Annotated in this window: 14 protein-coding genes and 1 pseudogene; 11 read left to right on the forward strand and 4 right to left on the reverse strand. The window is 56.7% G+C overall.

Translation table 11 applies throughout. The annotated features are described in order from the left end of the window. Nucleotides 1-21 precede the first annotated feature (21 nt). Entirely contained in the window at nucleotides 22-1380 is a 1359-nt protein-coding gene (fliI, locus tag ACU0FH_RS02745; RefSeq protein ID WP_446193253.1) for a flagellar protein export ATPase FliI, read from the forward strand. On the opposite strand, the gene ACU0FH_RS02750 is transcribed toward fliI, so the two are convergent. Then, nucleotides 1381-2562 (reverse strand): replication initiation protein, encoded by a 1182-nt coding sequence (locus ACU0FH_RS02750; protein ID WP_446193254.1) that lies wholly within the window; start codon nucleotides 2560-2562, stop codon nucleotides 1381-1383. A 529-nt stretch (nucleotides 2563-3091) separates the two neighbouring features. On the opposite strand from ACU0FH_RS02750, the gene ACU0FH_RS02755 reads away from it, so the two are divergent. Further along, complete coding sequence (locus ACU0FH_RS02755; RefSeq protein ID WP_446193255.1) at nucleotides 3092-4477, forward strand: AAA family ATPase; 1386 nt, start codon at nucleotides 3092-3094, stop codon at nucleotides 4475-4477. A gap of 4 nt (nucleotides 4478-4481) precedes the next feature. Continuing rightward, on the forward strand, nucleotides 4482-5594 hold the full coding sequence (locus ACU0FH_RS02760) for a ParB/RepB/Spo0J family partition protein (protein WP_446193256.1): 1113 nt from the start codon (nucleotides 4482-4484) through the stop codon (nucleotides 5592-5594). Between the two features lie 48 nt (nucleotides 5595-5642). Here the strand turns inward: ACU0FH_RS02760 and ACU0FH_RS02765 are convergent. Next, nucleotides 5643-6664: pseudogene (locus ACU0FH_RS02765) on the reverse strand (integrase); the annotation flags it as partial. A 58-nt stretch (nucleotides 6665-6722) separates the two neighbouring features. Here ACU0FH_RS02765 and ACU0FH_RS02770 point away from each other — a divergent pair. From ACU0FH_RS02770 to scpB, 4 genes are all read left to right on the forward strand, one after another. Then, nucleotides 6723-6944 (forward strand): type II toxin-antitoxin system CcdA family antitoxin, encoded by a 222-nt coding sequence (locus ACU0FH_RS02770; protein ID WP_446193257.1) that lies wholly within the window; start codon nucleotides 6723-6725, stop codon nucleotides 6942-6944. 12 nt (nucleotides 6945-6956) lie between these two features. Beyond that, entirely contained in the window at nucleotides 6957-7250 is a 294-nt protein-coding gene (locus tag ACU0FH_RS02775) for a CcdB family protein (RefSeq protein WP_446193258.1), read from the forward strand. Nucleotides 7251-7528: 278 nt separating this feature from the next. Then, a complete protein-coding gene (locus ACU0FH_RS02780; RefSeq protein ID WP_446193259.1) occupies nucleotides 7529-8413 on the forward strand; it encodes a DUF1403 family protein in 885 nt (294 codons plus the stop codon). Between the two features lie 3 nt (nucleotides 8414-8416). Next, on the forward strand, nucleotides 8417-9019 hold the full coding sequence (scpB, locus tag ACU0FH_RS02785; RefSeq protein WP_446193260.1) for an SMC-Scp complex subunit ScpB: 603 nt from the start codon (nucleotides 8417-8419) through the stop codon (nucleotides 9017-9019). Between the two features lie 118 nt (nucleotides 9020-9137). Here the strand turns inward: scpB and ACU0FH_RS02790 are convergent, their stop codons facing one another. Next, complete coding sequence (locus ACU0FH_RS02790) at nucleotides 9138-9845, reverse strand: GntR family transcriptional regulator (RefSeq protein ID WP_446193261.1); 708 nt, start codon at nucleotides 9843-9845, stop codon at nucleotides 9138-9140. A gap of 175 nt (nucleotides 9846-10020) precedes the next feature. Here ACU0FH_RS02790 and ACU0FH_RS02795 point away from each other — a divergent pair, with 175 nt between their 5' ends. From ACU0FH_RS02795 to ACU0FH_RS02805, 3 genes are all read left to right on the forward strand, one after another. Then, entirely contained in the window at nucleotides 10021-11142 is a 1122-nt protein-coding gene (locus ACU0FH_RS02795; RefSeq protein WP_446193262.1) for a cupin domain-containing protein, read from the forward strand. 24 nt (nucleotides 11143-11166) lie between these two features. After that, on the forward strand, nucleotides 11167-12093 hold the full coding sequence (locus tag ACU0FH_RS02800; protein WP_446193263.1) for a fumarylacetoacetate hydrolase family protein: 927 nt from the start codon (nucleotides 11167-11169) through the stop codon (nucleotides 12091-12093). Nucleotides 12094-12179: 86 nt separating this feature from the next. Continuing rightward, nucleotides 12180-12806: a flavin reductase family protein gene (locus ACU0FH_RS02805; RefSeq protein ID WP_446193264.1), complete on the forward strand. Its 627-nt coding sequence runs from the start codon at nucleotides 12180-12182 to the stop codon at nucleotides 12804-12806. A gap of 315 nt (nucleotides 12807-13121) precedes the next feature. Here ACU0FH_RS02805 and ACU0FH_RS02810 read toward each other — a convergent pair whose 3' ends face one another. Then, on the reverse strand, nucleotides 13122-14063 hold the full coding sequence (locus ACU0FH_RS02810; RefSeq protein WP_446193265.1) for a LysR family transcriptional regulator: 942 nt from the start codon (nucleotides 14061-14063) through the stop codon (nucleotides 13122-13124). A 134-nt stretch (nucleotides 14064-14197) separates the two neighbouring features. Here ACU0FH_RS02810 and ACU0FH_RS02815 point away from each other — a divergent pair, with 134 nt between their 5' ends. After that, a complete protein-coding gene (locus tag ACU0FH_RS02815; protein WP_446193266.1) occupies nucleotides 14198-14638 on the forward strand; it encodes a tripartite tricarboxylate transporter TctB family protein in 441 nt (146 codons plus the stop codon). Nucleotides 14639-14640 lie beyond the last annotated feature (2 nt).

Here is a 14640-nt window from a genome sequence, read left to right on the forward strand (position 1 = left end):
CTGAATTCCAGTGGTTTATACATGACAACTGCATTCTCCGAACTATCTACTCTTGCCAGAACGCTAGAAAACTCAAGAATAGTCGGGCAAGTCGCTTCTGTCACCGGCTTGAACCTTACCGTTACCGGAATCGAACGGGCGATGGGCATCGGGCAGCGCTGCATAGTTCATGGTCATCGCGGGCCAGTCATGGGCGAAGTTGTCGGTATCGATCGCAATGGCACACATGTGCTTCCCTTTGGCACCTGGGCTGGCGTCGCCGTCGCGGACAAAGTCGTGCTCTGCGCCGATGCCAACATCGTCAGGCCGGACATTTCTTGGAAAGGAAGGGTGGTCAACGCACTCGGAGCCCCCATCGATGGAAAGGGCGCTCTGCACGAAGGCAACGATCCCCGCTATGTGAAATCTCCCCCTCCCCCGGCCTTTGAACGACGCCGCACGGGCGAGCGTCTGGATACCGGTATCAAGATATTTGACGTCTTCACGCCGCTCTGCCGAGGGCAGCGGATGGGCGTGTTTGCCGGGTCCGGCGTCGGTAAGTCCACTTTGATGGCTATGATGGCCAGACGGGCACAGGCGGATGTGATTGTGGTCGGTCTTGTCGGCGAACGGGGGCGGGAAGTTCAGGACTTTATTCAGGATGACCTCGGTCCCGAAGGCATGGCCCGTTCAGTCATTGTGGTCTCGACCGGTGACGAGCCGCCGCTGATGCGTCGGCAGGCAGCCTGGACCGCGACAACCGTGGCGGAGTATTTTCGCGATCAAGGGCTGCAGGTGCTCTTGCTGCTCGATAGCGTGACCCGCTTTGCAACCGCGCAGCGCGAAATCGGTCTTTCAGGAGGCGAACCACCCACCTCCAAAGGTTACCCACCAACCGTTTTCTCTGAATTGCCGCAGCTGATGGAGCGAGCCGGTCCGGGCATCGGAACAAGCGGTGATATTACTGCCATCTATACGGTGCTGGTCGACGGCGGAGAGATGAACGAACCCGTTGCTGATACAGTCCGAGGTATTCTAGACGGCCACGTCGTGCTTGATCGCCAAATCGCAGAGCGCGGCCGGTTCCCGGCGGTCAATCTCTACAAGAGCGTTTCTCGTATGCTGCCGGATTGTCATAGCGAAGCGGAATACGCAGTCTTGCAGGCGGCGCGACGTACCTTGGCACGGTATGCCGATATGGAAGAACTCATCCGTATAGGAGCCTATCGTCAGGGCACCGATCGCGAGGTCGATGCCGCGATCCGCTTTTTCGCCCCTGCTGAAGAGTTCCTGAACCAACGCAAATCGGAATCGATGACGGCCGACGAAACATTCGCACACATCTACCAACTGCTGAGTGACGCGGGTGTCGAAGTAGCTCTCCCCGAAGGCGACGCCTGATTATTCTGACGACGGCAAACCGTCGAAGATACCCGGGGACATTTCTTCCCAGAACAAGGCGATACGCGTAGCGTTCAGGGGTGACATCCAGCCATGGTTCTCGAAATCCTGCCGCGCGGCTGCATCCTGGACCTGGCTCAAAAAGAGTCGCTTGTCCGCGTCTCTCTGCGTCGGTGTCCGTTTCCTGATCGCATCCTGAACCCGACGCAGACGTTCCCCACGCTCACTCGGCTGCGGTTTAGCCGCAGGTTCCCCTCCAAAATCATTGCTCAATGCAGCGCTGAGGTAGCCGACCTTGCTTTTGACGTTTCGACGCGACTCCACATAGTCCAACCGGGCTGAGACCTCGTCTTCCCCATGAGCGTTCAACCACTGTCTTGCCAGTCGATCGCTTACACCAAGCTCGCGCAGTCGCGAATAGACAGCACCGTGCCGAACCGCTTCACCATCATCGATGTCGAGAATAGCGAGTTGCGGGTTTTCCTTGATCCGGAACCTGATTTCGGTGACCACCCTGCCCTGTTTTCGTGTTTCGGGAGTGATCAGGATATTGCTGGTCTTGTTCACTTCTGAAACGGCCGGTTTGATGACCTTGGCGTTCAGATGCTTGAAGCTTTCATAATAACTTGATCCGTCGAGACCCATGAGCCGGCGGAACAGATCAAGCGGCCACCATCCCGTCGATCCTGTCCTGACAAAACGATAGCAGTTCTCGTAAAGAGCCAGTGCATGGCCGGATGTGAAACGGCGTTGAATATTAAGGTTGATAAGGGCAAAGACCTTTGGGTCGTTCAGCTTTTCGGCAAGCGCGGGTGAATAGGCATATTCGCAGATACCTCCCTTGAGCTTGGCATAGCTCAGGAGACTGGAGATGCCCCACTCCTGTTCGCCGTCGGCATCAAGCATATCCCATTCCGCAACAGTCTCTGCCAGACCCTTCAGAGACTGTTTCAGGGTATCCATATCGTTGGAATTATAGCCGATCATCAAACATAGAGTTCGCGCGTCTATCTGGTGCTTGCTACGTGTTACCAAGGTATCGTAGGCATTGAGCAGCAAGACGTTCGAAAGTTTTCTTTGAAGAAGCGTCAACTTCCCCGATACGTGGATAGCGGCGACGTGTTTCTTCACTGCACCACGGCGCAATGCGCCGCTTAGCTTGTCCCGAGGTATGTCGTCCATGTCCCTGCTCGCTCTTGGCTTTTCTGCAAAGTATGGCCGATTAGGTACCCGATAGCAACTGGGATGCGGGTCCTTCTACGCAAAATTACCGATCCCGAGAATGGGTACCTTAACGCTCTAATCACCTGCGAACGGGGAGCCTAAGGTACCCTAATACGGTATCAACCGAAGCGAAAACCACGCGATCCTTTGAAATTCACCGCAAAATAGACTCTTACCGCTTGCAGATACCCTTAATACCGCGAATCGCCACCTTTCCGCCCGCAACCGGGTACCTTACATCCTGTTGACGGGTACCGTTGCACCTGTATCCCGGTACCGAAAGTCAGTTAAGTTATTGTGATAAAAAGACTTATTAGAAGTAAAGAATCTAAACTACTCAAAGACTCTACAAACTTGTTGATGCCTTCTCTCAATGAAATGAGCTCAAACAGCGTCTGAATTCTCGGAAAGGATTCACATAGAGCTGTTGATGTGCGATAGATTTTGGCAAAACCCAAATAATAACGAACATCCTCAAGGATACGACATGTCTGCAGGCAAAGACGATATACCGCCATATTTCAACATTGATCCGGCCAAGGCAGCGCAGCGTTTGTCACAGCCTATCGATACAGCACGATTCGCCAAGGCTGCCGCTTTTGCATCCAAGGGTAGGCAGGATCTTGCAGAGCGCGGATACGCTCCTGACGGACGCAAGAGGCTGCGCCGATTTTCCACGTGGGAAGTTTGCCGGTATCTGATACCGGTTGCGCCCGGTCATTTCAGACGGGTTTTACGAAGCCACCCGGATTTGCCGCAAGGCACAGGTGAAGGAAATTCCAAGTGGTTCACCCTGGAAGAAGTGCTTGCGTTGCGAGACCATTTTGCGACCGAGGGCGCGGCAGGCCGGGAGTATCGACCATGGCGTCCTGAGGGCCTGCCCGCCAAAACGATTGCGGTGGCGAATTTCAAAGGCGGTGTTGGCAAGACATCTACTGCAGCTCATCTGGCAATGTCCGCTGCTTTGGACGGGTACAAGGTTCTTGTCATAGATCTTGACAGTCAGGGCAGCATGACCTCGATCATGGGAGGGGTTGTGCCCGACGAATGGTCGACTGCTTTTCCGCTCTTGGCCAAGGACTACGCGCTCTCCGTACAGGATGAAAATAGTGTTCGGGAAGCTGCGGGTAAAGCCCCCCTGCCCTTCGACGAAACACTGTCGGAGGCGTTGAATGTGTCTGCGCGCGATGTGATTCAGTCGACTCACTGGCCGAACATCGATCTGATGGGGTCGCAGCTCAATCTCTACTGGGCCGAGTTTCAAGTTCCCGTCTGGAGAATGGGTCTTCGTAACTGGCCGCTATGGGATGCGTTGAACAACGCTTTAACAAGAGAGGCGATCGTTGATGAATACGATATCATCATTTTGGATACGCCGCCGGCCCTCGGCTACCTGACGATCAATGCACTGGCTGCTGCAGATATCCTTTTGGTGCCACTTGGGGCGTCTTTTCTGGAATTCGACTCGACGGGTCGCTTTTTTGATATGCTCTATTCCACCTTTGCGAGCGTGGAGGATGGCGAGAATGCCGCCCGCCGGAGGGATGGCTTGCCGGAAATGAAATTCGAATGGGACGCTGTGAGAGCTTTGATTACCCGGTTCGACGCAGGCCAGCAGACGGATCTGGCGAATGTCATCCAAGCCTATTTCGGGGATTTTATGACCACGTACCGTCAGGAGATGACAGCGATGGTCGGGCAAGCTGGCGAGCAGGTCAACGGTATCTACGAGGCTGATTACCGGGAGTTCAATCGCGATACGTATGTTCGCGGTCGCGAGACCTTCGATCAGACCTGGGCGGAGATAAAGGAACTCGTTCTGGGGACGTGGTGGCGAGATCAGCAGATGGCAAACGCAGAGAAGGAGGAGTAAGGCAATGGTTAAGCGAAGACGTCTGGAAACACCGAGCACCGCCGACCTCGACCGGATCGAGCAGGAGTTTCGCAGCGAAACCTCCCCTCGCCCGCCGCTGTCGCACTCGATCGCGCCGATCGCGCAGGTTGCCGCCGAAACTGCATCTCAGGTCCAGACAGAGGGGGCCGACGTCCGGGCGGTCCGGGCGCGAACCGAGGCCGACGCAGCACGGTATCACAAGGCACAGGAAGAAGGTCTGTTGATAACCGAACTTCCGACGCGTGAGATCGCCGAGAGTGCGATAATACGCGACCGGATGAACGTCGACGAAGCCGAAATGCTTGAGCTGCGCCTCTCCATCAGTTCCAGCGGGCTACGCTTGCCGATTGAAGTTTACGAGTTGGAAAAGCCCCGGCCTGACGGTGTCCGCTACGGGTTGATTTCGGGTTATCGGCGTCTCTTGGCTGTTCGCGGTTTGTACGATCTGACCGAGGCGGAAAAATACACAAGAATTCGCGCCATCCTTCGTCCTCGAACCGGGATGGATGCTGCCTTTGTCTCGATGGTCGAAGAAAATGAGATCCGCTCCGAACTCAGTCATTTCGAGCGTGGCCGAATTGCAGTTATCTCGGCACAGCAGGGCGCGTTTGCGAATACGGAGGAAGCGGTTGCGAAACTGTTCGCAAACGGGTCCAAGGCCAAGCGGTCCAAGGTGCGGTCGTTTGCTCTGATCTTCGAAGAGCTTGGCGATATGCTTGAACACGCTGAGCTGCTGACCGAAAAGCGTGGCCTGCGGCTTGCTGCGGCTTTGAGGCTTGGGGCCGAAGCTCGCCTACGTGACGCGCTGTCGAACCATTCGGCGGACGACGCGGATCAGGAATGGGCGCTGATGGAACCTGTGATTGTCGCATTAGAATCCGCACCGCGCGACAAGAGCCGAGGCGGCAGGCCAAAGACTGAAAAGCAGCCATCAAACTGGGCGGGCGCGAAGAGCATCAAAACATCTACGGGGATCACAATTCGATCAATGCAAGATAGCCAGGGTTTTGTTCTCAGGTTCGAGGGCAGGGCGATTGACGCCGAACGTATGGACAGCCTGTTGACCGAAATACAATTCTTGCTGGAAAAGTCATAAGGTTTCGCCGCGAAACCCAAGCAGTCCGCGGCCAAATTGAACGATCTCCTATAGACCGGCGGCCTTGGTCAAATTCACTCCGAATTTTTTTCGGCGACGCTTGGAGTTGCGGATGATGTCGAACGAGGTCTGCCCGCGTAGATCCGGCAAGTCGTTTTCCTCAGTTGAAACTGAACTGGCAAGACCGGTGCGCAGCGATTGACCGGAGAAAAGCGCCAGCCGCTCACTCTCCGGCAATTCGGACCGGATGCCAGCGTCAAGAACCGCCTGCTTGATGAGCCGTGCCACGTGCTTGTCATTCAACCTTGTCTCAAGCGCCCGTTTGCCATCGCGCGATATTCCCACGAACACCGGCCCGACACCAATCTTCGCAAAGGTTAACCATTGTTCCAAAGCATGAACCGGACACGTCTGCTCGCTAGACCCTCGACCGATTTCGACCTCACGCCAACCAGATTTGGCACGGAGGGTGAGCAATGCCCCTTCTTCCAAAATTTCGATGCGATTGCGGCCTTCACGCGTGGGATACGGAAGGATGTCGAGGCTTACGATCTCTGATCTGCGCAACCCACCAGTGAAGCCAATCAACAAAATAGCTCGATCGCGAAGCCCGCGCAGGTCGAAGGGCAAGGTAGCAATCATCGCTAAGATATCGTTGGCTGAGACAGCGGTTTTTTGTCTTTTGGGTCGCGCATTCTTGCGCTTGATCTCAGCCATCGCGGTCACGATGTAACGGTTCGTGCGTTCCAGATGGAATCCGCGCTGCGCGAAACTCCAAGCCAATCCCGCGAGACGACGTTCGATCGTGCCAACCGACAGTACAGGTGAAGCGTTAGCACCAGCAGCGAAATCGGTGATATAATGACCAATCATCTCTGGCGACGGGGGCAGGGGGTCGACGTCTTTCACTCGACACCAACGCGAAAAATGCGCCCAGTCCCTAGTGTAGGCCTTCAGCGTGTTTTCTGACACTGACAGCAAATCGCAATCGCTTTCGTTTCTGCCCGCAAATCAAGTGAGCGCGCCTTTGCTACATCCGAGGGAAGACAAGAGTCTTCTGCAACATCTTGCTCGGACGATGAGCTTGGTCTATACTCCTAAATCATACGTATTATATGTGAGGCTACCATGGGACGCGTGAAAGTCAATTTGACCCTCGATGCCGATGTCGCGGAAACCGCCCGCGCGCTTGGGCTCAATATGTCTCGTCTCGCCGAAGCAGCGATAGCCGATGCCGCAAAGTTGGAGCGAAATCGCTTGTGGCGCACTGAAAATAAATCTGCGATCGAAGCTTATGCCGAGGAGGTTACGAAGGAAGGGTTGCCGCTGGCCGGCTACAGAAGTTTTTAGGGTAGGTGGACTATGGCGCAGTTTGACCTCTACCGCCTCGCAAGTGGTCAACTTGTTGTGGATCTTCAGACTGATCTGATTGGCATTGACGCGTCTCGGATCGTGGCTCCGCTGCGTGACGCGGGACGGTACGCCGCTTTTCCAGGTCTTACCCCGTCTGTTGAGGTTGCAGGGAGTGTTTGGATCGTTCGTGTGCAGGAAATGGCTGCGGTGCCGGGATCGGAGCTGCGTGAAGTGGTAGGGTCTCTGGCGGCGCACCGGGACGCCTTGAAGCGCGCCCTGGACATCCTCATCGACGGTGTCTGACGCAATCCCGTCCACCGAAAATTTGTTTTACCCTCTCTCATTGTTTTACCTTTGTGCCGGCATCGAGATTATGTCGGGTAGACCTGAAAGCCGATACCAATGCTCTCTTTTCGGAAGCAGTTCGATTTTCGGACTGCGTCTAACCTAAACGCTACTTTTAAGCGTAGAGATCGTCGTTGACCAAATCAAGATTATCGGACATAGCAAGACCCAATAGGGACGGGCGGTTTCTCTATTAATATGTAGGCAAAAGCGCCGTGGTCGGGTAGAGGTTGGGAATGACGTTTTCCCAGATGACGCTGACTGGCGGTCTCGAGAATATATCTCGGATGCCCTCTTGGGTCACCTCTACGCGTGTCGAAACGCTCGAGGATGTGGCGTTTTTGTCGGGTGCGGCGTTGAGCCACCTGCATCTGGTGTTGAGTCAAAACGTCGTCCCCCAAGCCTTGTTAAGAGACCGCTTGGCACTCGGAGCTGCGACGGCCTGTGTGGCATTCTCTGGCCGGCAGGAGCGCGAGAGGGAATTGCGGGATGCGCTGCACCTTCTGCGCCCCGGCGATCTTCCCGGTCCGGCTGGAGAGATATGTTTTACCTGGCGTCGTGCAGTCGAGCGTCCGGTGAAGCTCAACGCGCTGGACCGGATATTGCCAAAGTTAACCGAAGGTCAGATTGCCAGCTGGCTTGCCGCAGCGCGGGGTGCCCCTGCGTCTCGCGTGGCTACGGTTCTGGAAACCGTTTTAGAGAACGTGCCGAATACTGAAACTTTGGCGCTGATCATGGCTGATGCCGCTCTGGCCCAAGCGATTGGTTGGGACTATGTCGTACCTCTTTTGGCACTTGGGTTGAAACGCGCAGACCTGCGCAAGCGGGGTGAAGACCTTCGACTGGCCTGTCATCGGGCGATCATCACCTCGGCGAGCGATGTCGTACCTCTTGCCGCCGATCTTGCCCGGCGCACCATTCGCTTAAAGGCAGTCGCGCCGAAGCTCCGGTCCAAAGGCGCGGGGGGAGCAGTCGAGATCTTCTTGACCCGCGATGCCGTCATGCCATCGGCTCTACCCTTGCCGAACCGTGCGGCGCGCCGCCTTTGCGACCGTCTGGTTCAGCTCGGTGCAGTGCGGGAGCTTACGGGGCGTGACACGTTCCGGCTATACGGCGTCTAAGCGATGACAAAGGATCGATCCAAGCCTGAATTTGACCGAGAATTGGTTGATCTGTCACCGGAGTTGCGCTGGCGTGAATGGATGCGGCGCATCGAGGCCGTGCTGTTCGCAACCGGATCACCAGTGTCGCGCGAAGATCTGGCGCGGGTGGTAGGGCAGGGGGTCTCGGTCGACCTTCTGATCGATGATCTGGCAGCCGATCTGGAAGGGCGGGCATTTGAGCTTGCGAAGGTTGCCGATGGTTGGCTGTTCCGGACGCGCGTTCCCTACGCGTCTGCCATTCGCGCCGCTGCCGACGTTGCCGAGCAACTTCTGGACCTGGCTGATTTCGACATCGCAGTGCTTGCTGCCATCGCTTATGATCAGCCGGTTACACGCGACGGGTTAAAGGATATTTTCGGCAAAGACATCAGCCGTGACTTGATCGGTCGGCTGCACGGGAGAAACCTTATTGCGAACGGGCCAAGATCGCCACGGCCGGGCGCACCCTACACCTACGTGACCACGGAGCAGTTCTTGGTGGCCTTCGGATTGCAGAGCCTACGCGACCTTCCAGACAGAGAGCAAATGGAAGATGCGGGTATGATTTCAGCACTCAGAACTTGAGTCAGGTCCGAGGCCACATGTTAAGCTGTCTTCCATAAATCACCGGTACGGACGCGGGCGGATCGGTTCAGCTGTGGTCCGAATGTCCCAGGTCCGGAACGTCTCTTCCTCATTCTGCTCAGCCCTTGGCAGCTCGGCCTAACCGGTCAGAATGAGCTTGGATCAGCAATTCGGCGGTTAGACAGTAATGAGCGGTCAGCAGTTCGACGGCGAGCGGCGCATCGCGGCCAAGCGCCGCGTCTGAAATCGCGCCATGCTCGATCATCAGGTCGCGGGCTGGGTTCGATGAAAGGTTGCTGAGGCTGGGCATCCGGTAACGGACCGACCCGAGGTACAGGTTATCAATAATTTGCTCCAGCCTGCGAGAGCCGCTGGCCGAGATCAGGGCCACGTGAAAATCGCGATGACGGTCTTCCAGCGCGGCGAGGCTGTCGGCATCGTCAGGATGGCTGCGTTCGTTCTGGCGACCCAGCGCGTGCAGGCTCGAGACGATACGTCCTTCCCAGTCGTCGTCGCCGCGTTCGATCGAGCGGCGCAGAGCCTCGGTTTCGACAAAGGTCCGCGTTTCCATCGTGTCGCGCAGATCGTCAAGCGATAGCGGGGCAACGCGAAAGCCACGCATAGCTTCGGAGGTAACCAGACCTTCGGCCGCCAGCCGTGTCAAAGCTTCACGCAGCGGGGAAAAGCCAACGCCGCAGCGCTCCTGCAACTGAGCCAATCGCAATGGCTGTTCGGGGGCAAAGGCTCCCCTAATGATCTCGTGACGCAGTAGCGAATAGGCCTGCTCGCCGCGCGATCTGGTTGATTTGCTCAAAGCCTTGCCCACGAACTGTCCTCTCTGCTCGGCACTGAACAGCGGAAGCAAGCGCCAATAGTACCGAAACCATAGAATATTTTCGCTGATACCTGTAATAATAGCAAGAAAATAGAATTTTCGAAAATATTTTGATTTTGTGTTGAACGCCGATATGGTCGTTTCCAGTACGCGAATGGAGGAATCGATGAGCAACCCGAGAGACAGCTACCGCGAGGACGTTGCCGGACGCGCTAACGTCGAGGATACGCCAGAGTTGCTGGCTTATTACGATGAGCTTGAAAGCTATGACGCGGGCGCTTTCTGGACTGTCGCGAACAAGATCGAACCTTGGGAGCCCGTGAGCAACTCGAAGCCGGTGCTGTGGCGGTTCCAAGACCTTCGCGAGCATGTGCTGCGTTCAGTCGAACTGGTGACGCCTGAAAAAGCCGGACGACGGGTAATCTACCTAAACAACCCGGGTCGAAGCGATGTCGCGGCAGCGGTGGGGTGGATCTACGCCGGTCTGCAGGTAATGCATCCGGGTGAACAGGCCAGCGCGCATCGCCATTCGGCCAGTGCGATCCGCTTCATCATGGAGGGCACCGGAGCCTACACCGTGGTCGACGGCCACAAGATGACGTTGGGTCATAACGATTTCGTATTAACGCCTAACGGCACATGGCACGAACATGCAGTTTCGTCAGATGGCTCACCCTGCATCTGGCAGGACGGGCTCGATATTCCCTTTGTCAACGCGATGGAGGCCAATTTCTACGAGGTTCATCCGGATCTGAGTCAGGCTGTCGCCTATCCGGTCGACGACATGACGAAGACATGGGGTAATCCCGGTCTGACGCCGGGCGGCGGAAACTGGACGAAGGGCTACAGCCCAATGTTCAAGTACGAATGGGCACCGACCTACGAAGCTCTTATCAAACTTGCCAGCTGCTCGGACGGATCGCCGTTCGACGGTGTGCTGATGGAATACGTTAACCCTGTCACGAACGGACCTGTGATGAAGACCCTGGGGGCGAGCATGCAGCTGCTGCGGCCGGGCGAGCGGACCAAGGCCCATCGTCATACCGGCAGTTATCTCTATCATGTCGCCAAAGGCAGTGGCCATTCAATCATCAACGGCAAGCGCTTCGATTGGAACGAGCATGATATCTTCTGCGTTCCGTCCTGGGCGTGGCATGAACACGCCAATGCCTCGGACCGCGACGATGCCGTGCTGTTCTGTCTGAACGACCTGCCGGTCATGCGGGCCATGGGGCTCTATCGTGAACAGGCTTTTGGCGAAAACGGCGGCTACCAACCTCTCCTGTGACGCACTCTAATAAAGGAATAACATATGAAACTCGTGACGTTTCGCAGCGGCGTTGAGGCCGCAGCTCGGCTCGGACTGTGCCATGAGGATAAGGTTGTCGATGTGGCGGCGCTGGCGGCCTCGCAAGGGGAAAAGCTGCCGGACACGATGCTGGGGCTCATCGATTCTGGTCAGGCCGGGCTGGATGCGCTGCGCGCACTCATGAAACGGGTGGGCAAGACGCTGCCGGCTGGCACCGCAACCGCGCTGGCAAATGTAACGCTGCTGGCGCCGATCCCCCGGCCGCGCAAGAACATCTTCGGAATTGGTCTGAACTATACAGAGCACGTGGCGGAAAGCGCAAAGACGCTCGACACGAACCCCGATCTGCCGCGCGAGCCGGTTGTATTCTCGAAACCCCCGACTAGCGTTATTGGACCGGGTGAGCCGATCCTGCATGACAGCAGTATGACCAAGCAATTGGATTGGGAGGTCGAACTGGCCGCAATCATCGGCACCCGCGCGAAACGGGTGCGCCGGGAAGACGCGCTGTCGCATGTCTTTGGCTATTCAGTGATGATCGACGTGTCGGCCCGTGACAACCGTCGTGCCGGGCAGTGGATCTTTTCCAAAGGGATGGACAGCTATGCGCCCTTCGGCCCTTGCATCGTCACCGCCGACGAAATCCCCGATCCGCATACGCTTGACCTATGGCTGACGGTGAACGGCGAGAAAAAGCAGAATTCGAGTACTGCGAAGATGCTTTTCAAAGTCGATGAACTGATCGCGGATATCAGCCGTGGCATCACGCTTGAACCTGGCGACATCATCGCCACCGGTACACCCGAAGGTGTGGGCGCGGGTCGCGATCCGCAGGAATGGATGTGGCCGGGTGACGTGATCGTGGCCTGTGTAGAAGGCGTCGGGACCCTGCGGCACCCGGTTGTCGACAACACGCCACCGGGAGAATGAGATGCGCGCTGACCGGTATCGTCTCTCGCGCATGAAAACCGCCGCGCTGTTCGGGGTGACCGGAACACCAAGGTTGGAACGCCACAATGCGCTATGATCTGACACCTGATACGCGCACCTTGGGTTACAAGCTGCTGACCGCCACCGTGACGCCGCGCCCGATCGGATGGGTTACCAGTGTTTCGTCCGAAGGCACCGTGAATGCTGCACCCTATAGCTTTTTCAACGTGATGGGCGATGCGCCCCCGGTCGTCGCGCTTGGGATCATGGGCAAGCCCGACGGCAGCCTCAAGGATACCGCGCGGAACATCCTTTCGGCAAAGGACTTCGTGGTTAACCTGGTAAGCAGGGACTTGGCCGAAGCGATGAACCTCACCTGCATCGACGCGCCGCCCGACGTGAGCGAAGTCGATCTTGCGAAGCTTGAAACCCTGCCCGGCGCGCATGTGGCCGCGCCTAGGATCGCGCGGGCCCCAGTGTCGTTCGAATGCGTGATGCAGCAGGTGGTGGAAACCGGGCCTGTTCAGCGTCTCCTGATCGGCGAGGTCAAGGCAATCCACATCGCCGATGCTTATCTGCTCGACCCTAAGCGCGGCCATGTCGACACTGTCGCGCTTGATCTGATCGCACGAATGCACGGCGCGGGCTGGTATGCTCAGGCACGCGACCTGTTCGAACTTGAGCGGCCGGTTTACGCGAACGAAACAAAATGAGGTCCGGCGACGAAAACAGAAGAGCGAATTAATGATCTGAAGATGTCTCCAATTCCTTGGACGATAACCATTTAAAGATCCCGCAAGTTCATGATGATCTCTTACAGATCCTAGCGTTTCGGATCCATCCGGCTTCCGTTTTCCTGAGCACTATGGCGGAACCCTCCTGTAAGAGAGGACCATCATGCCAGTCCGGGAATCGCGACTGCTCTTTTTTCCGCCCCCAGCCGATATGCACGCCAAAATAGAATCTTCCCTCCAAAGGTATTCGGTGTATGGCAACGGGCTTCGGAAAAGCCGGTGCATGGGACGTTTTCAAAATTGTTTGATCTCGTGCGCCGTCAATTCGGCTTCGAGCGCAGCTAGCCAGTCACCCATCGCGGATCCAGGCCTCGGTTCTACGAGAGAAAGAAAATCAAATGCGGCGGGGGTCATGTCAAAATCTTCGACGTCGAGACTCGTTAAAGAACCGCCCGTGATCCGATGACGGATGACCCAACTGGGACCACAGAATAGGCAATCTGTATCGGCGGAGATGGATAGTATCCCGATCAAACCGGTTGTCACCAGAGCGTCGGGCGGTTTCAATCCGTTTCGGCGGAACTGGGCGCTGATGGCCTGCCAGTTCGCCGAAGCCTCCGACGCGGAAGCCCATGGGTAGTCTAACAAATCTTCCGGACGCACGATCTCTTTCCGGGTCAGCGGGTGATCTCTGGCGCAACCGATCGACAATCCGAATTGGCCAAGATGGCGGCACTTCAGCATGTCGGCAGCATCCGGGTCGATGCCCGCCCAATTTACCTGGCCGATGTAGCAATCAATTTCTCCATTCACCAATGCATCGACCATTTCGCCGACAAGACCGGTTCGAAAGGTGAACCGGTTGCGAATGTTTCCTGACATAAGCCTTCGGAGCGCCATGGGAATTGGGTTTAGCATGACGGCCGGGTTGGCGCCGACTCTCAGTTCAGGCATGTCCTTGATCGCGATTTCGTCGGCCAGTTGTTCGATGAACGCAAGGCTGGGGCGGCTGCGCGTCAGCGCAAGCTGACCCGCCTGGTTAAGGACAACTCCGCGGACGGAACGCTCCACAAGCTCGGTTCCAAAGGCTTCCTCAAGATCGCGGAGCATGGCCGAAACGGCTGGCTGACTGATGTTCAATCTTTCGGCTACGGCGCGAAGGGATCCTTCCTCCTCGATCAGTTCGAGCAAAAGGATATGTCGCAGACGAAGTCGATAGTACCGCGGAATAGCCATCAGTTTTCCTGATCACATGATAGAAAGTTCGATCTTTTCTTATCATGCACCATTTGATTGTCTTCAAAAACCAGCCGTTTTCATCATCAGGGCGAGCTGGTCGGAAAGGCGCGTCCTTTCCAAGGGAGGAATAGATGAGAACCGCTAACATAATTTCCGGCGCTGCCTTGGCGGTGTTCGGGCTGCTCATGATCTTTGTTGTCATCCCCGTTCAGATTGAGGAAGGGCCGCCGGGGATGGTCTCGCCCCGTTTGGTGCCTCAGATCATGCTTTGGTCGATTACCGGACTGTCGCTGCTCCTCATCCTGACAAATTTGCGCAGTACTGCAGAGGAAGGACCTGCACCGATTTCTCGTTCAGAGATACTTGCCCTGCTGAAATTCATGGTGGCCTTTGCCGTCGCGCTGGCGTTGTTCTTTCTGGCCGGTCCACTTTGGGCCGGGATCGCGCTGGTCGCTGGCACACTCCTGCTGCTGGGCGAACGCCGACCGCTTGTGGTCGCGGTGATGACCGCAGCGCTGCTGGGCGCGGCGTGGGTCCTGTTTTACCAGATCCTGCGAGCTCCGATCCTGTGAGG

This window comes from Heliomarina sp., from assembly GCF_052826185.1.